This is a genomic window from Actinoplanes sp. CA-131856 (assembly GCF_050956135.1).
Taxonomy (GTDB): Bacteria; Actinomycetota; Actinomycetes; order Mycobacteriales; family Micromonosporaceae; genus Actinoplanes.
In genome coordinates, this window is the sequence record NZ_CP191849.1 from 551,362 (window position 1) to 571,275 (window position 19,914).

Below are 19,914 nucleotides of genomic sequence, written 5' to 3' on the forward strand. Positions count from 1 at the left end.
AGGAGGGGGAGCGGTCAGAGGGAGCGGAGGGCGTTCAGCACACGGTCGAGCACGTCGTCGTCCGCGGCGTAGGGCTGGCCGAGGAGGCTGAACAGGTCGGGTGAGTCGTCAGCGGGAGACGGCTCGACCCGGTTCCGCCGGGGCAGTTCCCCCGGCGGCGGTGAAGGCTCGGAGGCCGAGACCTCCAAGGGGGCGGCGACCTTCAAAGGGGCGGCCTTTCCCGCGTACGCCTTGATGAGCGACCCGAACTCACGCCGGGCCATCGCCAGGTTGGCGCCGGACCGCCGCAGCGTCAGATGGGCGACCAGCGGCGAGGTGTCGTCCTCGACCAGCCGCACCACGTGGAACGCGTCGCTGCTGGTCAGCAGGACGTCGCCGAACTCGTCGCCGGCTTCACCCTGCATGACCATGCCGGCGGCGGCCGCGGCCAGAGTCACCACGGTCGCCGCCTGCTGCTCGTCCGGCGGGCCGCCGCCGGCCCACCACAGCACACGGGGGCCGTCCGGATCGAGCAGCGAGACCGCGCTGGCGCCGGGGATGCCCAGGGCGTCCGCCAGCGGCGGCGGGTCCGTCGGCCCGGTCATCCCTTGAGGCCGGCGTCCAGCTGCTTCATGACGATCCGGGCCTGGGCCAGGAGCATGCCGGTGTTTGCCGAACGGCGGCACACCACGACGGCCACGATGTCCTGGCTGACGGGGCTGCGCAGGAACACGTGCACGAGGTTGTCGCTGTGGACGAGGATCTCCTGGAAGTAGTGGTGATCGTCCTCGGGCACGCCGCGGCGGGCCTTCCAGATGTCCTCGATCATCGTCACGTTGCGGCCCTGGAACAGGTCGAACGTGGCCGCGGCGAGCAGGTCCAGCACCTCGCTGGGGTGGTCGTCGAGCGTGTCGACCGCGAGCAGCATGCCGGTCGACATGTCCACCAGGCCGCTGGCGATGCACTCGGGCACCTGCTGCCGGAACTGCCGGACGGCCTCGCTGACCAGCTGTGAGGTGCTGCGGACGCTCAGGCCGCTCTCCTCGAGGGCCGTCATACGTCGAGTTCCGCTTCGATCTTGCGGAGCTGGTGGCGCGCGAGGCCGAGGTTGGCGCGGCTCTTGTTCAGCGAGAGGTAGAGGAAGAACGCCTCGTTGCCGCGGCCGTGCAGCAGCCGGATCAGGTGGTACTGCGAGTCCAGCGTGATCAGGATGTCCTCGATGCTGTCGCCGAGGCCGAGCATCTCGAGCGTGCGGACCTTGGCCCGGACCACGTCGGTGTTGCCGGCGGCGGCGACGTTCATGTCCATGTTCAGGCCGCCGCCCATGACGCCCAGGGTGAGGCCGCTGGTGTAGTCGACCAGGGCCACGCCGATGGCGCCCTCGATCGTCATGGCCTCTTTGAGGGAAGTCTCGATGTTCGCCACGTGCTGTGTCCTCCTAGAGCGAGCGCCGGAGATGACGAATCCGGTGCTCGGGTGGGCTTTCGGGGCAACACTGACACGGCCCGGTTTGGTTGAGCACTAAACAAAGGACTAAACGGCCTAGATCCATCCGAAGATCGTTGTGTCGTGAGTGGACAGCCTGGACCGGGGTCGTCCGATCGGTGCCAGAGAGATCGAATAGTGGGATGGACAAGTCCGAAAAGATGATCTTTGTGCGTGAGTGAAGCGCCGCCCACAACGTTTCAAGTGTGAACTGCGTCTTGACCGAGGTCGCTACAGCCCCGTAATGTGTCGGCAACGTCTGAAACGTTTCATGCCCTCTTCTCGCGGTGAAGGAAACCATGACGAATCCCGCAGTGCGTGAGCTTCTGGAGCGCAGCAACCGGCTCGGCGCCGACCCGCGCACCACCAACTACGCCGGGGGAAACACCTCGGCCAAGGGCACCGAGACCGATCCGGTCACCGGCGAGCCCGCCGAGCTGGTCTGGGTCAAGGGGTCCGGCGGTGACCTCGGCACGCTGAGCGAGAAGGGCCTGGCCGTCCTGCGGCTCGACCGCCTCCGCGCGCTCACCGGGGTCTACCCGGGCGTCGAGCGCGAGGACGAGATGGTCGCCGCGTTCGACTACTGCCTGCACGGCCGTGGTGGCGCCGCCCCGTCGATCGACACCGCCATGCACGGCCTGGTCGACGTCCCGCACGTCGACCACCTGCACCCCGACTCGGGCATCGCGATCGCCACCGCCGCCGACGGCCCGGCGCTGACCAAGGAGATCTTCGGCGACAAGGTGCTGTGGGTGCCGTGGCGCCGGCCCGGCTTCCAGCTCGGCCTCGACATCGCCGCCGTGCAGAAGGCCAACCCGCAGGCGATCGGCGTGATCCTGGGCGGGCACGGCATCACCGCCTGGGGCGCCACCAGCGCCGAGTGCGAGGCGAACTCGCTCGAGATCATCAAGACCGCCGAGCGCTATCTGGCCGAGCACGGCCGCCCCGACCCGTTCGGCGGCAAAAAGGTCAATTCGCTGGAAAAGGACGCCCGACGCCACAGGGCGGCGGAGATCTTCCCGCACCTGCGCGGCCTCGCCTCGACCGACCGCCCGCAGGTCGGCCACTACACCGACAGCGACGTCGTCCTCGACTTCGTCAACAGCGAGCGCCTCGAGGAGCTCGGAGCGAAGGGCACTTCGTGCCCCGACCACTTCCTTCGTACGAAGGTGAAGCCGCTCATCCTCGACACCGCGCCCGACGCGTCGCTCGAGGACGTGGTGAACCGGGCGAAAGAGCTCCACGCCGCCTACCGCGAGGACTACCAGGCCTACTACGACCGCCACGCCTCCCCGGAGAGCCCCGCCATCCGCGGCGCCGACCCGGCCATCGTCCTGGTCCCCGGCGTCGGCATGTTCTCGTTCGGCGCCAACAAGCAGACCGCCCGCGTCGCCGGCGAGTTCTACGTCAACGCCATCAACGTGATGCGCGGCGCCGAGTCGGTGTCGACGTACGCCCCGATCGACGAGGCCGAGAAGTTCCGCATCGAATATTGGGCGCTCGAGGAGGCCAAGCTCCAGCGCATGCCGAAGCCGAAGCCGCTGGCCACCCGCATCGCCTACGTGACCGGCGGCGGCTCGGGCATCGGCCGCGCCATCGCGCTGCGGCTGGCCGCCGAGGGCGCCGTCGTCATCGTGGCCGACCGCGACTTCGAGGCCGCGAAGACGGTGGCGGCCGAGATCGGCGGTACCGACGCCGCGATCGCCGTGGGCGCCGACGTCACCAGCGCCGACGCGATCGTCGAGTCGCTGCGCGCGGGCGTGCTCGCCTTCGGCGGTGTCGACCTGGTGGTCAACAACGCCGGCCTGAGCATCTCGAAGCCGCTGCTGGAGACGACCGAGGCCGACTGGGACCTCCAGCACGACGTGATGGCCAAGGGCTCGTTCCTGGTCTCCCGCGAGGCCGCGCGGGTGCTGATCGCGCAGGGCATGGGCGGCGACATCGTCTACATCTCCAGCAAGAACTCGCTGTTCGCGGGCCCGAACAACGTCGCCTACGGCGCCACCAAGGCCGACCAGGCCCATCAGGTACGCCTCCTGGCGGCCGAGCTGGGTCAGTACGGTGTCCGCGTCAACGGCATCAACCCCGACGGCGTCGTGCGCGGCTCCGGCATCTTCGCCGGTGGCTGGGGCGCCAAGCGGGCCGCCGTCTACGGCGTGCCCGAGGAGAAGCTGGGCGAGTACTACGCGCAGCGCACCCTGCTCAAGCGCGAGGTGCTGCCCGAGCACGTGGCCAACGCGGTCTTCGTCCTGACCGGCGGCGACCTGACCCACACGACCGGCCTGCACATCCCGGTGGACGCCGGCGTGGCCGCCGCGTTCCTGCGATGACCGGAAGCTTCGCCGCGGTCGACCTCGGCGCGTCCAGCGGGCGCGTCATGGTCGGCCGCGTCGGCCCCAGCGAGATCACGCTGACCGAGGCGCATCGCTTCCGCAACGAGCCAGTCCGCACAAATCGGACTCTCTCCTGGGACATTCTCGGCCTGTACCGTGGCGTCCTCGAAGGGTTGAGGAACGCGGGCCCGGTCGAGAGCATCGGCATCGACTCGTGGGCGGTCGACTACGGCTTCGTCGACGCGACCGGCGAGCTGCTCGGCAACCCCGTGCACTACCGCGACTCCCGCACCGACGGCGTTCCCGAGCGGGTCGCCGAGATGATCGGCGACGAGCGGCTGTACGAGATCACCGGTCTCCAGAAGCTGCCCTTCAACACGGCCTATCAGCTGGTCGCCGCGAAGAGCAGCCCGCTGTACGAGGTCGCGCACCAGCTGCTGCTCATCCCCGACCTGCTCGCGTACTGGCTGACCGGCGAGACCGGCGCCGAGTACACGAACGCGTCGACCACGGAGCTCGTCGACGTCCGTACGCGGGAATGGTCCTCGCCTCTCATCGAGAAGCTCGGCCTGCGGCCTTCGCTCTTCCCGCCGATCCGTCACCCCGGGTCGGTCATCGGCGAGTTCGGGGGTACGCCGGTGGTGGCGGTCGGATCGCACGACACGGCCTCCGCGGTCGTCGGTGTCCCGGCGGCCGGCGAGAACTTCGCGTACATCTCCTGTGGCACCTGGTCCCTGGTGGGTCTGGAGCTGAACGAGCCGGTGCTGAGCGCGGCGTCGCGGGCGGCCAACTTCACCAACGAGGGCGGCGTCGACGGCACGATTCGCTATCTGCGCAATGTGATGGGTCTGTGGCCGCTGCAGGAGTGCATGCGCGAGTGGGGCTCGCCCGACATCGTCGCGTTGCTGCGGGCGGCGTCGCGGGAGAAGCCGTTCGCCCATGTCGTCGATCTGGACGATCCGGTCTTCCTGCCGCCGGGCGACATGGCGGGCCGGCTGATCAAGGCGGCCGGGCTGTCCCCGGATGCGAGCCCGGCGCTGCTGACCCGGTGCATCGTGGACAGTCTGGCGCTGGCGCACAAACGGGCGATCGTGCAGGCACAGGAGCTTTCCGGCAAACACGTCGACGCGGTGCACATCGTCGGCGGCGGTGCCCGTAACGAGCTGCTCTGCCAGCTCACCGCGGACGCCTGCGGGCTGCCGGTGCTGGCCGGGCCGGTCGAGGCGACGGCGCTGGGCAACCTGTTGGTGCAGGCCCGTGCGGCCGGCGTGATCGAGGGTGACCTGACCGCGCTCCGGTCCGTTCTGCGCGCGACCCAGCAGATCGTGCGCTACGAGCCCGGTCAGTAAAGGAGGCCTCCGGTGCGGATCGCCCTGTTCGCCACCTGCCTGGCCGACACGATGTTCCCGGCCGCGGCGAAGGCGACCGTCCTGCTGCTGGAACGGCTGGGTCACGAGGTCGTCTTCCCCGAGGCGCAGACCTGCTGCGGCCAGATGCACATCAACACCGGCTATCAAAAAGAGGCTTTGCCCCTGGTACGCCGGTACGTGCGCACCTTCGAGCCGTACGACGTGATCGTGGCGCCGTCCGGCAGCTGCACGGGCTCGATCCGGCACCAGCACAAGATGGTGGCGACCGCCGCCGGCGACCGGGGCCTGGCCGCCGGCGCGGAGGACGTCGCCGCCCGCACGTACGAGCTGTCCGAGCTGCTCGTCGACGTGCTGAAGGTCGAGGACGTGGGCGCGTACTACCCGCACCGGGTCACCTATCACCCGACCTGCCACTCGCTGCGGATGCTGCGGGTGGGCGACCGGCCGCTGCGGCTGCTCCGGCGGGTGCGCGGGCTCGACCTGGCCGAGCTGCCGGCGGCCGAGCAGTGCTGCGGCTTCGGCGGCACGTTCGCGGTGAAGAACGCCGACACGTCGACGGCGATGCTGGCCGACAAGATGCGGCACGTGCTCGACACGGGCGCCGACGTCTGCACGGCCGGCGACACGTCCTGCCTCATGCACATCGGCGGTGGGCTGTCGCGTCTGCGGACGGGCGTGAAGACCGTCCATCTGGCCGAGATCCTGGCCTCGACGGAGACAGCATGACCTTTCTAGGAATGCCCCGGGCCCACGCGCCCCGCGGAGTCGGCCATCTGCGCGGGGACGAGCCGTTTCCGGCGGCGGCGCGGACGGCGCTCGCCAACCCGCAGTTGCGGCGCAATCTGCAGCATGCGACGACGACCATCCGCGGCAAGTCGGGCCGGGTGATCGCCGAGCTCGACGACTGGCAGGACCTTCGGTCGGCCGGGTCGGCGCTCAAGGCGTACACCATGGCGAATCTGCCCCGTCTTCTGGAACAGCTCGAACAGAAGGTCACCGAGGCCGGTGGGGTGGTGCACTGGGCGGCGGACGCGGCCGAGGCCAACCGGATCGTCACCGGCCTCGTGCGGGCCACCGGTGAACAGCGTGTCATCAAGATCAAGTCGATGGCGACCCAGGAGATCGGGCTCAACGAGGCCCTCGAGGACGCCGGGATCACCCCGGTCGAGACCGACCTGGCCGAGCTGATCGTGCAGCTCGGCGACGACAAGCCGAGCCACATCCTGGTGCCGGCCATCCACCGCAACCGCTCCGAGATCCGCGAGATCTTCCTGCGGGCGATGCCCGGCGTCGACCCGGCCCTCACCGACGATCCGCCGGTGCTGGCCGCGGCGGCCCGCCGCTATCTGCGCGAGACGTTCCTGACGACGAAGGTCGCCATCTCGGGCGCCAACTTCGGCGTGGCCGAGACCGGCACGCTCACTGTCGTCGAGTCCGAGGGGAACGGCCGGATGTGCCTGACTCTGCCGGACACGCTGATCACGGTGATGGGCGTCGAGAAGGTCGTGCCGACCTGGCAGGACCTCGAGGTCTTCCTCCAGCTGCTGCCGCGCGCGTCGACCGGCGAGCGGATGAACCCGTACACCTCGATGTGGCACGGGGTGACGCCCGGCGACGGGCCGCAGAGCTTCCACCTGGTGCTGCTCGACAACGGGCGCTCGGCCGTGCTGGCCGACGAGGTGGGCCGCTCGGCGCTGCACTGCATCCGCTGCTCGGCCTGCCTCAACGTGTGCCCGGTCTACGAGCGGACGGGCGGGCACGCGTACGGCTCGGTCTATCCCGGCCCGATCGGCGCGGTGCTGTCGCCGCAGCTCACCGGGGTCGAGGACAACGCCTCGCTGCCGTACGCGTCGTCGCTCTGCGGCGCCTGCTTCGACGCCTGCCCCGTGAAGATCGACATTCCGTCGATCCTGGTCCACCTGCGCAACCAGGTGCCGCACCCGGCGGCCGAGAAGGCGGTGATGGCGGCCGCGGCGTACACGATGGACCGTCCCCGACTGTACGCCCGCGCGCAGCGGGCCGCGAAGTTCTCCAAGCTCGTCGGCAAGCGCGGGCGGGGACTGCCGCCGCCGCTGAACGGCTGGTCGGCCGCCCGCGACCTGCCGACGCCGCCGCCCGAATCGTTCCGTGACTGGTGGCGGGGCCGATGAGCGGCAAAGACCTGATCCTGGGGCGGGTGCGGGCGGCGCTGGCCGACGGGCCGGCGGTGCCGGAGATCCCGCGGTCCTACCGCCGGGAGTTCCCGCCGGCCGACCTCGACGTGCTCATCGACCGGCTCGTCGACTACAAGGCCGTGGTCCACCGCGGCGCCGACGTGGCCGCCATCGTCGCCGGCATCATCGGTGCCGGCACGCTGGTCGTGCCGCCGGGCCTGCCCCCGTCATGGCTGCCGCCGGAGGCGTTGCTGGTCGACGTCGACCGGGCCGACGGCGTGGTGACCGGGGCGGCCGTGGCGATCGCCGAGACCGGCACCATCGTTCTCGACGCCTCACCCGATCAGGGGCGGCGGATCCTCACCCTCCTCCCCGATCTGCACATCTGCGTATTACGCCCCGACCAGGTCGTCGCATCGGTGCCCGAAGCCATCGCCCGTCTCGACCCCACGCGCCCGCTGACCTGGATCAGCGGCCCGTCGGCGACCAGCGACATCGAGCTCAACCGGGTCGAGGGGGTGCACGGCCCTCGTCATTTGCACGTCATTCTCTGGGAGGCAGCATGACCCTTCTCGAACCGAAGAACCGACGCAAGGTGCGAATCGGACTGGTGGCCGGCGGCCTGGGCACGTACTGGCCGCAGTTCCCTCACCTGCTTCCGCAGCTGGAGGAGTCCGCCCGCTACGTCAGCGAGCGCTTCCAGGAGATGGACGCCGCGGTGACCGACGTCGGCTTCATCTCGGACGCGGCCGACGGCGTGCGGGCGGCCGACGAGCTGCGCCGCGCCGACTGCGACCTGATCGTCCTGTTCCTGACCACCTATCTGACCTCCTCGATGGTCCTGCCGATCGCGCAGCGGGCGAACACCCCCGTCCTCGTGATCGACCTACAGCCCACCGAGCGGATGGACCACGCCACCTTCGACACCGGCGCCTGGCTGGCCTATTGCGGGCAGTGCCCGGTGCCCGAGGTCGGCAACCTGTTCCGCCGGGCCGGCATCCCGTTCCGGTCGGTCACCGGCTGGCTGCGGCAGGAGGCGGCCTGGCAGCGGATCGGCCGCTGGATCGAGGCGGCCCGCATCCGGGCCGCGCTGCGCAACGCCCGGCATGGCCTGATGGGCCATCTCTACCCCGGCATGCTCGACGTCTCGACCGACCTCACGCTGCTGCCGACCACCTTCGGCTCGCACGTCGAGGTGCTCGAGTTCGACGACCTGCGGGAACGGGTCGCGGCGGTCACCGACGACGAGGTGGCCGAGCGCAAGGAGCTCGCCCGCAAGATCTTCGAGCTGGACGGGTCGGTGAACGACGAGGACTTCTCCTGGGGCGCCCGCGTCTCGGTCGGCCTCGACCGGCTGGCCGACGACTTCGACCTCGACAGCCTTGCCTACTACCACCGAGGCCTGGGCGGCGAGCAGCACGAGCGGCTCGGCGCCGGGATGATCCTGGGCGCCTCGCTTCTCACCGCGAGGGGCATTCCCACGACCGGTGAGTACGAGCTGAGGACCACCGTGGCCCAGCTGGCCACCCAGGTGGCCGGGGCCGGTGGGTCGTTCTGCGAGATCCAGGCGCTGAACTTCACCGACAACGTGGTCGAGATGGGCCACGACGGGCCGGCACACCTCGCGGTCAGCTCGCGGCAGCCGCTGCTGCGCGGCCTCGGCGTCTATCACGGCAAGCGCGGCTGGGGCGTCAGCGTCGAGTTCGACGTACGCCACGGCCCGGTCACCCTGCTCGGCCTCGGTCAGGACCGGGACGGCTCGCTGTCGTTCATCGCGGGCGAAGGCACCGTGGTCGACGGGCCGCTGCTGGCCATCGGCAACACCACGAGCCGTGTCGACTTCGGCCGCGACCCCGGCGAATGGGTCGACGACTGGAGCGCGTCCGGCGTCGGCCACCACTGGTCGCTGTCGCTGGGCCACCGGGCCGCCACCTATGAAGCTGCTGCGAATTTGATGGGAATCGATTTCCGGAGTGTCTGATGTGGATAGGGTGTCGTCATGGTCGACGACACCCGCGTCCACTCCGCCCGGCGGTACAACTACTGGCTCGGCGGGAAGGACAACTTCGCCGTCGACCGCGAGTCCGGCGACATGATCGCGGCCGCCTTCCCCGGCGTCCGCATCACCGCCCGGGAAAACCGCGGCTTCCTGCGCCGCGCGGTCACCCACCTGGCCGGCGAGGCCGGCGTCCGCCAGTTCCTCGACATCGGCACCGGCCTGCCCACCGCCGACAACACGCACGAGGTGGCCCAGCGTGTCGCCCCTGCGAGCCGGGTCGTCTACGTCGACAACGACCCGATGGTGCTGGCGCACGCCCGCGCCCTGCTGACCAGTACCCCCGAGGGCCGCACCCACTATCTCGAGGCCGACCTGCGCTCGCCCGAGAAGATCCTGGCCGACCCCGACGTGCGGGACGTGCTCGACCTCGGCCGGCCGGTCGCGCTCATGCTCGTCGCGGTGCTGCACTTCGTGAAGGACGACGCCGAGGCGGCCGAGATCGTCCGCACCCTGATGGACGCCCTTCCCTCGGGCAGCTACCTGGCCCTCAGTCACGCCACCACCGACTTCACCGACGCCGCGGGGCGGGCCCGCTATCTCTCGATGATCGAGGCCGGCCAGGTCGACGCGTACCCGCGCACGGCCGCCGATCTTGCTGTGATCGTCGACGGCCTGGAGGTGCTCGACCCGGGATTCGTCGCGGTCAGTGAGTGGCGCCGCGACGGCGACGACCCTCGCCCCGACGCCGCCGACGTCGCGATCTACGGCGTACTGGCCCGCAAGCCCTAAGATCCAGGCCGTGACCTCACCGATGCGCGTGCCGCCGTCCGAGCCCGAGCGTGAGCGCGCCGCCGAGCTGTTGCAGCGCGCGTGCGGCGACGGGCGGCTCACGCTCGAAGAGTTCAGCGTGCGGGTCGGCGCCGTCTGGGCCGCCGAGGACGCCGGTGAGCTGGCCCGGGCCACCGAGGGGCTCGCCACCACCCCGATCGTCGGCTCGTCGCGCACGGTCGACCGGGTCATCACCATCTTCAGCGAGAACAAGCGCCGCGGCCGGTGGCGGCTGCGCGACTCCGGGGTCTCCATCCGCACGCTGTTCGGCTCGACCGAGCTCGACCTGCGTGAGATCGCCACCGACCAGGCGGTCATCGAGATCTCCGGCAGCGTCACCTTCGGCGAGCTCAAGCTGATCGTCCCCGAGGGCGTCGAGGTCGACCTCACCGGCGCCGCCGTCTTCTCGTCCCGCCAGCTCCATCTGGCCCGCGTGCCCCGCGTGCCGGGCACCCCTGAGGTCCGCGTGCACATCACCACGTGGTTCAGCTCGGTCGAGGTCGTCTCGAAGAAGTACTCGCTAACGCAGTAATTGCGTGAAAAAGGTTCGGTTTTTCTGACAACGTTGGTGGGGTCGGCGATGTCTTACCCCTTGTGACGACCGTAATGAAGCACCGACCGGCCGGGACGGCGAGCGGCACGGAGCAGGAGTTCCGGGTTTTCGTCCAGGGGATAGCCGCATCGCTGCACCGCACGGCCTATCTGCTGTGCGGGGACTGGTACCTGGCCGACGACCTGGTCCAGGAGGCTCTGGCCAAGGCCTACAGCCACTGGCGCAAGGTCCAGAAGGCCGACAACCCGTCCGCGTACGTGCGGCGCATCCTGATCAACGAGTCGCGGCGCCACTGGCGTCGGAACCGCCGGGTCGATCTGTCCGACATCCCTGACATCACCGTGCCCGATCTTTCCGACGGCGTCGTCACCCGGGCCGATCTGCTCCAGGCGCTCCAGTCGCTGACCATGCGACAGCGCGCGACCGTCGTCCTCCGGTTTCTCGAGGGGTTGAGCGAGCGGGAGACCGCCGCCGCCCTCAAGTGCAGCGAGGGCACGGTCAAGAGCCAGACGAGCCGGGCGTTGATCAAGCTCAAGTCCGTCCTGAACCGAGGAGACCTCTGACATGTCGTACGACACCGAACAGCGCCTGAGCACGTCCCTCAAGGCCGCCGTGGGGGACCGGGAGTACGCACCCGACATCGACCGGATCGAGAGCCGTGGCCGTCAGCTGCGCGGCCGCCGCCTGGCCTGGCGCACCACCGCCACCGGCGGCTTCGCCGTGGCCGCGATCGCCGCGGTCGCGGTGGCCACGACCGGCGGCGGCGCGCAGCCGACGACGCCGAACCTGGCCGCCCCGGCCACCAGCGCCACCACCGCCACGACTCAGCAGGCGCCGCTGGTGCAGCTGGTCGGCTACCTGAGCACGGCCAAGGCGCCGACCGGCGACGCGACGCTCGTGCTGCGCGACCAGAAGCTGTTCAACGGCAAGGTGGTCAAGGTCTGGGACCTCTGGTCGGACAAGGGCGGCTACTACTTCGCCAAGACCCGCGCCGGCCTGCCGGCCCAGGTGAGGGCGGGCAACGTCCGCGGCGGCGACTCCTACCGCGAGTACGTCGCGGCGGCCAAGGCCGCGGCCTCGGGCGACCTGAACGCCGCCCGCAAGCGGATGATCGTGGCCGGGGCGCCCAAGAACGCTCCCGTGCCGACCGAGGCCCCCGGCTACACGCACCCGGCCCCGACCAACACGAAGATCCCCGAGGCGGTCCGTGAGGGCGCGCGGGTGAACATCGCCGACAACCGCGTCTGGAACAACGTCCTGGACGCGCTGCACGCCGGCGCCGGCGACCCGCTCGTGCGGGCCGGTGCGCTGCGGCTGCTCGGCCAGATGCCCGAGGTCAAGGTCGTGCCCGGCACCCTCGACGGCAAGAAGGTGCTGAACCTGACCGTCGGGATGCCGGCCCTGCCCGACGCGGGGCAGACCCTGGTCATCGACGCTCAGTCCGGCGTTCCGCTGAAGCTCTCCAACGGCCCCGGCGACAACGCGACGACCTTCGTCGTGACCCGCGTCAACCTGGCCGACGTGAAGAAGGGCACCTTCTAGAGCCGGGCCCGAAACGCGCCAGGGCCGGACCGTCCGCCGGCCCTGGCGTCTCCCGTCAGCTCTCCTCCGGACGGACCGGGGCGCGGTGGACGCCCACCTCGTGGTTCCCCTCGTGCTCGGCCACCGAGACACGGTGGCCGTCGGGGTGGGTCTCCGCCGCGTGCCGCCCCTCGGGGCTGCTCTCCTCCGCAGCCCCCTGCTCCACCGCGCCCTGCTCGACAGCCCCCTGCTCCTCGGCCGCGCGGGCGGCCAGGCCGGACTGGGTGCGCAGCGGGATCTGCGGCAGGAAGAGGAAGATCACCAGCGCGAGCACGATGATCGCGGCGGCGGCCAGGAAGATCATGTCCATCGACTGCGAGAAGCCGGCCTTGAACGGGTACGCCACGACGGCGCTCAGCCCGTTCAGGAACGAGGTGTCGTTCAGGTCGGCCCCACCCCGCAGGGCCTCGGCCACCGCGCGGTTGGCCGGATCGGCCAGGGCCTGCTGAAAGGCGGGTCCGGCGTCCCGCACCGCGGTGGCGATGTTCTGACCGACCGTCGAGAACAACAGCGACAGGAAGAGCGCGGTGCCGGCCGTGGCGCCCATCTGCCGGAAGAAGGTGGCCGACGAGGTCGCCACCCCGATCTCGCGGGCCGACATGGCGTTCTGCACCGCCAGCGTGATCGGCTGAAGGACCAGGCCGAGACCAAGACCCAGGACGGCCATGAAGACGCCGGTACGCCAGAACGGCGTGTCCACACCGACGGTGTGCAGCAGCCACATCCCGGCCGCCGCGAACACACTGCCGACGATCGGGAAGATCTTGTATTTCCCGGTACGGCTGATCAGCTGACCCGACACGACCGAGCCGACCATGAGACCGAGCGTCAGCGGCAGCAGTTGCAGACCCGACTCGGTCGGCGTGGCGCCCTGCACGATCTGCAGATAGAGCGGCAGCACGGCCAGACCACCGAACATGCCAAGACCGACGATGAAACCACCGACCGCGGTCAGGCTGAAGGTCCGGTTGCGGAAGAAGCGCAGCGGGATCAGCGCCTCCTCACCCATCCGCCACTGGTCGAGCACGAAGAGCAGCAGACCGGCGGCACCGATGCCGTAGCAGAGGAACGCGCGACCCGAGTCCCAGCCCCAGGCCCGGCCCTGCTCGGCGATGGTCAGCAGAGGCACCAGGGCGACGCACAGCCAGACGGCGCCCCACCAGTCGATCCGGTGCTCACGGCGCTGCTGCTGAATGCGCAGCACCTTGGCCACCACGATCAGCGCCACGATGCCGATCGGCACGTTGACCAGGAACACCCAGCGCCAGCCGGTGATGCCGAGAATCTGGTCGGCGCCCGCGAAGAACCCGCCGATGACCGGCCCGAGCACGCTCGACGTGCCGAAGACGGCCAGGAAGTAGCCCTGGTAGCGGGCCCGTTCCCGGGCCGGGACGATGTCACCGATGATGGCCAGGGCGAGGGAGAACAGGCCGCCGGCGCCGAGCCCCTGGAAGGCGCGGTAGGCGGCGAGCTCGTACATCGACTGGGCGAAGGAACAGGCCGCCGACCCGATGACGAAGATGGTGATGGCGGCCAGGAAGAAGCGCTTGCGCCCGTAGATGTCGGACAACTTGCCGTACAAAGGTGTCGAGATCGTCGAAGTGATCAGATAGGCCGTGGTCACCCAGGCCTGGGCACTGAGCCCGTGCAGATCGTCGCCGATGGTCCGGATGGCCGAGGCGACGATCGTCTGATCCAGCGAGGCGAGCAGGAGCCCGAGCATGAGCCCGCCGAGCACCTGCAACACCTGACGGTGCGTGAGATCCACGCCCGGCGGCTTGATAACGGTGGCGGTCATGTCGGGGTCCCCCCTGCTAGGTCGATGCCTCCGACTACCCCCACGCATCCAGCCCTGATGCGTTCACGAGAGGGCCGTCACCTGCGACCCCGGTCACTGATCCGACTGAGCGTGGGCGCCCGCGCTGGGACCATCCAGTGATGCCTGACACCGAGGAGCGACCCGCGCCGTGGCTCATGAGCAACGCCGACCTGGCGCGGGTGATCCATGACGACAAGCGGCTCGCCCGAGGGACGGCCGGCGTGCTCGCCTGCGTGTTCCTGGCGGCGGCGGCCGGTCTGACGATCGCGACGGTCCAGCTGGAGCATCGAGCTTCCGGCGTCCCGCTCGCCTCGGTGCTCATCGTCGCCGCTTTTCTCCTCCTGGCGTCGGTCGCCGTCCCGATGATCGTGCTGGGACTGCATCGGGCACGGCGACGCCGCTGGGAAAGACGCGAGCGGGAATGCCGGGAGCTCGCCCACATCGCGAAGTCGATACGAGATCCGGCGCTCGGTGAGCTGATCACCTTCAACTTCCGGCTCATGGACCGGTTCGTCGCCGTGGCCATCACCCAGTCACGGACGTCCTACCTGGCCTGCCTCGGTGCCGCGACCGCGGGACTGCTCGTCCTGCTGGTCGGCGCGACCACGGCGTTGTCCGTCGACGGCCTCGCCGGTCAGATCACCGCCGGCGTGCTGACCGCCGTGGGCGCCGGATTGAGCAGCTTCCTCAGCGTGATCTTCCTGCGGCCCTTCCAGATGACGTCGAAGCAGATGAGCTACTACTACGGCCAACCTCTCGTGCACTGCTATCTGCTGCACGCCGAGTGGCTTGCCGAGCGTTACGACGAGCAGGGCCGGCCGGCGAACCGTGGGCAGTTGCAGCACGAATTGATCCGCGCCGCCCTGGACGCCGCCCGGAACGCCCAGGACCACCTCCTCGACCTCCAGCTCGGCGTCGGCGATGCGGGCGGCGCCGCACCGCAGATCCCGAAGGCGAAGGCCCGGCGCAACGGAAACAACCGGATCAGCGACCCGGAGTGGGTGAGCACTCCGGGGGAGCGGTGGGCTGGCCGGCGTTGACGAGGTTCTGGTTCATCTCGGTGGGGGTGGCCAGGCGGGTGAAGGACGGGCCGAGGATGAGGTCGATGGCCTCGTCGGGGCGGTCGGGGTCGAAGCGCATCGTGGTCTCGCCCTGGATCACTGCCCGCAGCACGGCGGCGTCGCCGATCGACGTGGGGCCGTAGAGCAAGGTGGCCGGGCTGTCGGAGTGGGGGCCGGTGGTGCCGTCGAGGACGGTGAAGGTGCGGTTCAGCAGCTGGGCCGCCACCGTCGCCAGCTGGGTGGGGGAGGCGCCGCCGTCGAGCACGCGGACCTGGACGTCGGACGGGGAACTCGGCAACGACAGGTCGCACGTGATGGCGGGGATCGAGGGGCGGTCGGCGGTCGGTGCCGAAGGCTGCGGCTGGGGCCAGCCCAGCGTGACGCCGGCCGTGGTCGCCACCACCGCGGCCGCCGTCAGCAGGGCGGCCTTCTGGCGGCGGGCCCGGCTGCGGCCGCGGGCCCGGATCGCCTCGGCCGGGAGGAGCTTCAGGTGCCGTACGTCGGTCTCCAGCTCTTGCAGTCGGTCATGCACCGAAGGTGACATCGCTGATCTCCTGATCGTGGTCGTCGAGAAGGCGGCCGAGAGTGGCCCGGGCCCGGGAGAGCCGTACCTTGACCGTCCCGGCCGGGACGCCGGTGGTCGCGGCGATCTCCTGGACCGGCATGTCCAGCAGGTAGTGCAGCGTGATGGCCTGACGCTGCGGCGCCGGCAGTTGGTGCAGCGCCTCGATGACGGCCACCCGGTCGGGCGACGGACCGCCGGTCGCCTCCTCCGGTGGCCCCATCCGGGCCCGGGCCGCCACCCAGCGCCGCAGCCCGCGCCAGCGGTTGACCATCAGGCGCCAGGCGACACCGCGCACCCAGCCCTCGGGGTCGTCGTAGCCGGAGACCTTGGGCCAGTGCTGCCAGGCCCGGGCGAAGGCCTCCTGCGCGATGTCCTGTGCGTCGCCCCGGTCACCGCCGGCCGCGTACAGATAGAGCACGACCCGCCGAACCGTCGCGACGTAGAAAGCATCGAAGTCGGCGCTGTCCCTGGGTTCTCGCACACTTGAAGACACACCGCACCCCGCGATCCGGTTACACCCGCGGCCGAGAAATCCTGCTGAGGTTATGAGCGGGCGGCCCGGCGGCGGCGGGCCTGTCGCTGGACCTTGGCCTCGACACCGCAGCCGTCCATGGTGCACCAGCGGCGGCTGCGGTTCTTGCTCGTGTCGAGGAACAGCCCGATGCAGCCGGCCTCGGCCCCGCAGACCTTGACGCGGTCGAGGGGGCCCTCGGTGAGCAGGCGCACGGCGTCGACACCGATCGGCCGCCAGGCGCGATCGGGGTCGTCACCGGTGAAGTCCCACGTGAACGAGCCCTCGGGGGCGGGCGTGAGACGGGCGGGCGTGAGACGGGCGGCGGCGACCGCCTCGGCGTACCGCTGCCGCACCTCGTCGAGCGGCCCGTCCGGCGGCGCCTGGCCGCGGCCGATCGCGGCGAAGACCTCGAAGATCGCCTCGCGCAGGCTCAGCGCCGTGCGCAGCGACGCCGCCGCGTCGTGCCGGCGAAGCCGGGTGCCCGTGGCCTCGTCGATCAGGCCGGCGAACTCGGACCAGCCGGCCAGCTCGGCGTAGGTGCCCACGTACTCCCGCGGTTGAGCGGTCGCCCGCCCGTCGAGCGTGTTGGCGAAATCAAGGCAGACGGCGCCGCCGAACGGCTCCAGGAACTCGGACATTGATTCCACCAAAAAGTGTTTGACTCGCATCAAGCGCGGTATCTATGTTTCCAGTAAAGCGAGTTTAGCCCGCATCGACCCGAAGGGAAGATCACGATGCAGGAACTGGGACTCATCGCACTGGTCATCGACGCCGACGCTCGCACCACCCGCTCCGCTCTTCCGGACAGCCCGGTCGTGCCCGAGCGGTCACCCGGCCGGGCCCGCCTGGCCACCGCGGCCGGGCTCCGCCGGCTGGCCGCCCGCCTCGACCACGGCGCCACGCCCGCGCCGGCCCGCGCCCGAGCCGCCTGAGACGGCCCACGTCATCAGCCGATCTCGACCCAGACCTCGTCGAGGATGCCCTGGAACTGGTCGTTGTCGGCGAAAGAGCCCTTGCCGCCGATGCTGAACGGCAGTCGGTTGTGGACCGACAGGGTGGCCGGGATCGTGGTCCGGCCCCGGGGGACGCCGTCGACCAGGATCGTCAGGTGAGGGCCGGACCGGCGGCACTCCAGGGTGTGCCAGCGGCTGTCGGCCACGCCCACCGAGCTGATCGCCGTGTTGATCCGCGGGTCGCGGTCGTCGACGAAGACGCAGCTGGGGCGGCCGGCCAGGCCGTCGATCTGGAGCTTGTACTGGCTTCCGCGGGCCGAGTAGCCCTTCTGGAGCACGTTCTCGCCCTTGGTGGTCTCGTCGGCGGCCAGGCGCACCGCGGCGCCGTAGCGGATCGGCCGCCGGCCCGGGTTGAGCTCGGTGGCCACCGAGCGCAGGGCGATCCGCGGGCACGGCTCGTTCTTGCACGGCGGCGGGAAGGCCAGGGCCCGGCCGCCGTTGTGGGCAACCGTGGTGAAGGCGCCGCCGTACCGGCTCACCGGGCTCAGGTCGAGGCCGCGGCCGGAGGCGTCGGCCAGTGGGGACGGGCCGTCGAAGGTGTAGCGGACGGTGACCTTACCGGCGGTCGAGGCCGAGGCGGGCATGACCGCGGCGAGGCCCAGCACCAGGGCGCAGCCGGCGGCGAGGGACAGACGCACGCCGGGCTAACGGTCGGCACGCCTCGAAGGATGCGCCCGGCATTTTGACGCGGTATTAACGCGTGAGCGTGGGAGTGCCCGGCCGCCCGGTGGAACCATTCCCGGGTGACGACCACGGGGTTCCGGGACTGGATGCTTTCCGGATTGAACGACACCGCGAAGCACCACGAGGGCCCGCACGGCGAACCGGCGAATCCGGACGAGAAGCCGCACTCGTGGTGGAAGGTGATGTGCCTGACCGGCGTGGACTATTTCTCCACGCTGGGCTATCAGCCGGGCATCGCCGCGCTGGCCGCGGGCGTGCTGTCGCCGATCGCGACGCTCGTGCTCGTGCTGGTCACGCTGCTGGGCGCGCTGCCGATCTATCGCCGGGTGGCGGCCGACAGCCCGAACGGCGAGGGCTCCATCGCGATGCTGATGAAGCTGCTGTCGTTCTGGAAGGGCAAGCTGTTCGTCCTCGTGCTGCTCGGTTTCGCGGCGACCGACTTCATCATCACGATCACCCTCTCGGCGGCTGACGCCACCGCGCACATCGACGAGAACCCGTACCTCCCCTCGGCCCTGCACGGCCATGAGGTGATCGTCACCCTGCTGTTGGTGGCCCTGCTGGGCGGGGTCTTCCTCAAGGGGTTCACCGAGGCCATCGGGATCGCGGTCGGCCTGGTCGGCGTCTATCTCGTGCTGAACGTGGTGGTGATCGCGGACGGGTTGTGGGAGGTGCTGACCCATCCGCACTCGGTGACCGACTGGACCACCGCGCTGACCACACAGCACGGCAATCCGCTGGTGGTGGTCGGCATCGCGCTGCTGGTCTTCCCGAAACTGGCGCTGGGCCTGTCCGGTTTCGAGACCGGCGTGGCCGTGATGCCGCACATCAAGGGCGACCTCCAGGGGCGCATCCGGGGCGCCAAGCGGCTGCTCACCACGGCCGCCGTCATCATGAGCGTCTTCCTGCTGACCAGCAGCGTCGTCACCACGGTGCTCATTCCGCAGGCCGAGTTCGAGTCGGGTGGCGACGCCAACGGGCGGGCGCTCGCCTTTCTCGCGCACGAAAACCTGGGCAATGCCTTCGGGACCGTGTACGACCTGTCGACCATCGCCATCCTCTGGTTCGCCGGGGCCTCGGCCATGGCCGGGTTGCTCAACCTGGTGCCGCGTTATCTGCCGCGCTTCGGCATGGCGCCGGGCTGGGCCCGAGCCGTACGACCGCTGGTCCTGGTCTTCACCGGCACGGCCTTCCTGATCACCTGGATCTTCGACGCGGACGTGGACGCGCAGGGCGGCGCCTACGCGACCGGCGTGCTCGTGCTGATCACCTCGGCCGCGGTCGCGGTGACCCTTTCCGCGCACCGCCGGCAGCAGAAGAAACGCACCATCGCCTTCGGCGTCATCGCGGTGCTGTTCGTCTACACGACCGTCGCCAACGTGGTGGAGCGCCCGGACGGCGTGAAGATCGCCGCCTGTTTCATCGCCGCCATCCTGGTCGTCTCGTTCCTGTCCCGGCTGTTCCGGGCGTTCGACCTGCGGGTCACCGACATCTCGGCCGACGAGACGGCGCTGGGCTTCCTGGCCGACTGCCGGCGCCGGCAGATCAGGCTGATCGCCAACGAGCCCGGCCGCCGGGACAGTCGCGAGTACAGCGACAAGATCGCGCAGATCCTGGCCGACAACGACATGGCCGACGACCGGGACGTCATCTTCGTCGAGGTCACGGTCAAGGACGCCTCCGACTTCGAGACCGAGCTGCGGGTGACCGGCGAGCTGCTGCACCACCGCTACAAGGTGATGCGGGTGACCAGCTCGTCGGTGCCGAGCGCGCTGGCCGCGCTGCTGCTGTGGATCAGGGACACGACCGGGCGCCGGCCGCACATCTACTTCGAGTGGACCGAGGGCAACCCGGTCGCCAACTTCGTGCGTTACCTGGCCTTCGGGCAGGGCGAGGTGGCACCGGTCACCCGGGAGATGCTGCGGCGGGCCGAGCACGACCGCAACCGGCGGCCCCACGTGCACGTCGGCTGAGATG

The 19,914-nt window shown here is 70.2% G+C and carries 21 protein-coding genes; 13 read left to right on the top strand and 8 right to left on the bottom strand.

The features are described from left to right. Positions 1-14 precede the first annotated feature (14 nt). Genes ACQP2X_RS02585 through ACQP2X_RS02595 form a run of 3 tightly spaced genes read right to left on the bottom strand, consistent with a single transcriptional unit; the run spans position 15 to position 1,404 of the window. A complete protein-coding gene (locus ACQP2X_RS02585) occupies positions 15-584 on the bottom strand; it encodes a hypothetical protein (protein ID WP_498694089.1) in 570 nt (189 codons plus the stop codon). Further along, complete coding sequence (locus tag ACQP2X_RS02590; protein ID WP_498694090.1) at positions 581-1,036, bottom strand: hypothetical protein; 456 nt, start codon at positions 1,034-1,036, stop codon at positions 581-583. Before ACQP2X_RS02590 ends, ACQP2X_RS02585 begins: the two co-directional genes overlap by 4 nt. After that, positions 1,033-1,404, bottom strand: a complete 372-nt coding sequence (locus ACQP2X_RS02595; RefSeq protein WP_498694092.1) for a hypothetical protein — start codon at positions 1,402-1,404, stop codon at positions 1,033-1,035. Before ACQP2X_RS02595 ends, ACQP2X_RS02590 begins: the two co-directional genes overlap by 4 nt. A gap of 359 nt (positions 1,405-1,763) precedes the next feature. On the opposite strand from ACQP2X_RS02595, the gene ACQP2X_RS02600 reads away from it, so the two are divergent. The 10 genes from ACQP2X_RS02600 (at position 1,764) to ACQP2X_RS02645 (ending at position 12,242) form a co-directional block, all read left to right on the top strand. Continuing rightward, entirely contained in the window at positions 1,764-3,794 is a 2,031-nt protein-coding gene (locus tag ACQP2X_RS02600) for a bifunctional aldolase/short-chain dehydrogenase (protein WP_498694093.1), read from the top strand. Next, on the top strand, positions 3,791-5,146 hold the full coding sequence (locus tag ACQP2X_RS02605; RefSeq protein WP_498694094.1) for a rhamnulokinase: 1,356 nt from the start codon (positions 3,791-3,793) through the stop codon (positions 5,144-5,146). Before ACQP2X_RS02600 ends, ACQP2X_RS02605 begins: the two co-directional genes overlap by 4 nt. A 12-nt stretch (positions 5,147-5,158) precedes the next feature. Then, positions 5,159-5,893 (top strand): (Fe-S)-binding protein, encoded by a 735-nt coding sequence (locus ACQP2X_RS02610; RefSeq protein WP_498694096.1) that lies wholly within the window; start codon positions 5,159-5,161, stop codon positions 5,891-5,893. Further along, positions 5,890-7,317 carry a lactate utilization protein B gene (locus ACQP2X_RS02615; protein ID WP_498694098.1) on the top strand — a complete coding sequence of 476 codons (1,428 nt, stop codon included), beginning with the start codon at positions 5,890-5,892 and terminating at the stop codon, positions 7,315-7,317. Before ACQP2X_RS02610 ends, ACQP2X_RS02615 begins: the two co-directional genes overlap by 4 nt. Continuing rightward, positions 7,314-7,886: a LutC/YkgG family protein gene (locus ACQP2X_RS02620; RefSeq protein ID WP_498694099.1), complete on the top strand. Its 573-nt coding sequence runs from the start codon at positions 7,314-7,316 to the stop codon at positions 7,884-7,886. Before ACQP2X_RS02615 ends, ACQP2X_RS02620 begins: the two co-directional genes overlap by 4 nt. Continuing rightward, positions 7,883-9,301: an arabinose isomerase gene (locus ACQP2X_RS02625; protein ID WP_498694100.1), complete on the top strand. Its 1,419-nt coding sequence runs from the start codon at positions 7,883-7,885 to the stop codon at positions 9,299-9,301. Before ACQP2X_RS02620 ends, ACQP2X_RS02625 begins: the two co-directional genes overlap by 4 nt. 18 nt (positions 9,302-9,319) lie before the next feature. Further along, positions 9,320-10,108, top strand: a complete 789-nt coding sequence (locus ACQP2X_RS02630; protein ID WP_498694102.1) for an SAM-dependent methyltransferase — start codon at positions 9,320-9,322, stop codon at positions 10,106-10,108. Between the two features lie 10 nt (positions 10,109-10,118). Continuing rightward, positions 10,119-10,679 (top strand): DUF1707 SHOCT-like domain-containing protein, encoded by a 561-nt coding sequence (locus ACQP2X_RS02635; protein ID WP_498656756.1) that lies wholly within the window; start codon positions 10,119-10,121, stop codon positions 10,677-10,679. 74 nt (positions 10,680-10,753) lie between these two features. Further along, positions 10,754-11,263 (top strand): SigE family RNA polymerase sigma factor, encoded by a 510-nt coding sequence (locus ACQP2X_RS02640; RefSeq protein WP_498694103.1) that lies wholly within the window; start codon positions 10,754-10,756, stop codon positions 11,261-11,263. Between the two features lies 1 nt (position 11,264). Continuing rightward, on the top strand, positions 11,265-12,242 hold the full coding sequence (locus tag ACQP2X_RS02645) for a hypothetical protein (protein ID WP_498694104.1): 978 nt from the start codon (positions 11,265-11,267) through the stop codon (positions 12,240-12,242). Positions 12,243-12,297: 55 nt separating this feature from the next. Here the strand turns inward: ACQP2X_RS02645 and ACQP2X_RS02650 are convergent, their stop codons facing one another. Further along, the gene (locus ACQP2X_RS02650) at positions 12,298-14,079 is read right to left on the bottom strand and encodes an MDR family MFS transporter (RefSeq protein WP_498694106.1); all 1,782 of its coding nucleotides are present in this window, start codon (positions 14,077-14,079) and stop codon (positions 12,298-12,300) included. A 140-nt stretch (positions 14,080-14,219) separates the two neighbouring features. Here ACQP2X_RS02650 and ACQP2X_RS02655 point away from each other — a divergent pair, with 140 nt between their 5' ends. Next, positions 14,220-15,140, top strand: a complete 921-nt coding sequence (locus ACQP2X_RS02655) for a TRADD-N-associated membrane domain-containing protein (RefSeq protein ID WP_498694107.1) — start codon at positions 14,220-14,222, stop codon at positions 15,138-15,140. On the opposite strand, the gene ACQP2X_RS02660 is transcribed toward ACQP2X_RS02655, so the two are convergent. From ACQP2X_RS02660 to ACQP2X_RS02670, 3 genes are all read right to left on the bottom strand, one after another. Continuing rightward, the gene (locus tag ACQP2X_RS02660) at positions 15,085-15,693 is read right to left on the bottom strand and encodes a LytR C-terminal domain-containing protein (protein WP_498694109.1); all 609 of its coding nucleotides are present in this window, start codon (positions 15,691-15,693) and stop codon (positions 15,085-15,087) included. The genes ACQP2X_RS02655 and ACQP2X_RS02660 overlap by 56 nt on opposite strands. Then, on the bottom strand, positions 15,686-16,207 hold the full coding sequence (locus tag ACQP2X_RS02665) for a SigE family RNA polymerase sigma factor (RefSeq protein WP_498694110.1): 522 nt from the start codon (positions 16,205-16,207) through the stop codon (positions 15,686-15,688). The genes ACQP2X_RS02660 and ACQP2X_RS02665 overlap by 8 nt, the downstream gene beginning before the upstream one ends. 62 nt (positions 16,208-16,269) lie before the next feature. Continuing rightward, complete coding sequence (locus ACQP2X_RS02670; protein ID WP_498694111.1) at positions 16,270-16,878, bottom strand: CGNR zinc finger domain-containing protein; 609 nt, start codon at positions 16,876-16,878, stop codon at positions 16,270-16,272. 96 nt (positions 16,879-16,974) lie between these two features. Between ACQP2X_RS02670 and ACQP2X_RS02675 the strand changes: the two genes are divergently transcribed. After that, positions 16,975-17,172, top strand: a complete 198-nt coding sequence (locus tag ACQP2X_RS02675) for a hypothetical protein (RefSeq protein WP_498694112.1) — start codon at positions 16,975-16,977, stop codon at positions 17,170-17,172. Between the two features lie 14 nt (positions 17,173-17,186). On the opposite strand, the gene ACQP2X_RS02680 is transcribed toward ACQP2X_RS02675, so the two are convergent. Next, positions 17,187-17,891, bottom strand: coding sequence for a LamG-like jellyroll fold domain-containing protein (locus ACQP2X_RS02680; RefSeq protein WP_498694113.1), 705 nt, complete (start codon positions 17,889-17,891; stop codon positions 17,187-17,189). 132 nt (positions 17,892-18,023) lie between these two features. Between ACQP2X_RS02680 and ACQP2X_RS02685 the strand changes: the two genes are divergently transcribed. After that, positions 18,024-19,910: an APC family permease gene (locus tag ACQP2X_RS02685; RefSeq protein ID WP_498700779.1), complete on the top strand. Its 1,887-nt coding sequence runs from the start codon at positions 18,024-18,026 to the stop codon at positions 19,908-19,910. Positions 19,911-19,914 lie beyond the last annotated feature (4 nt).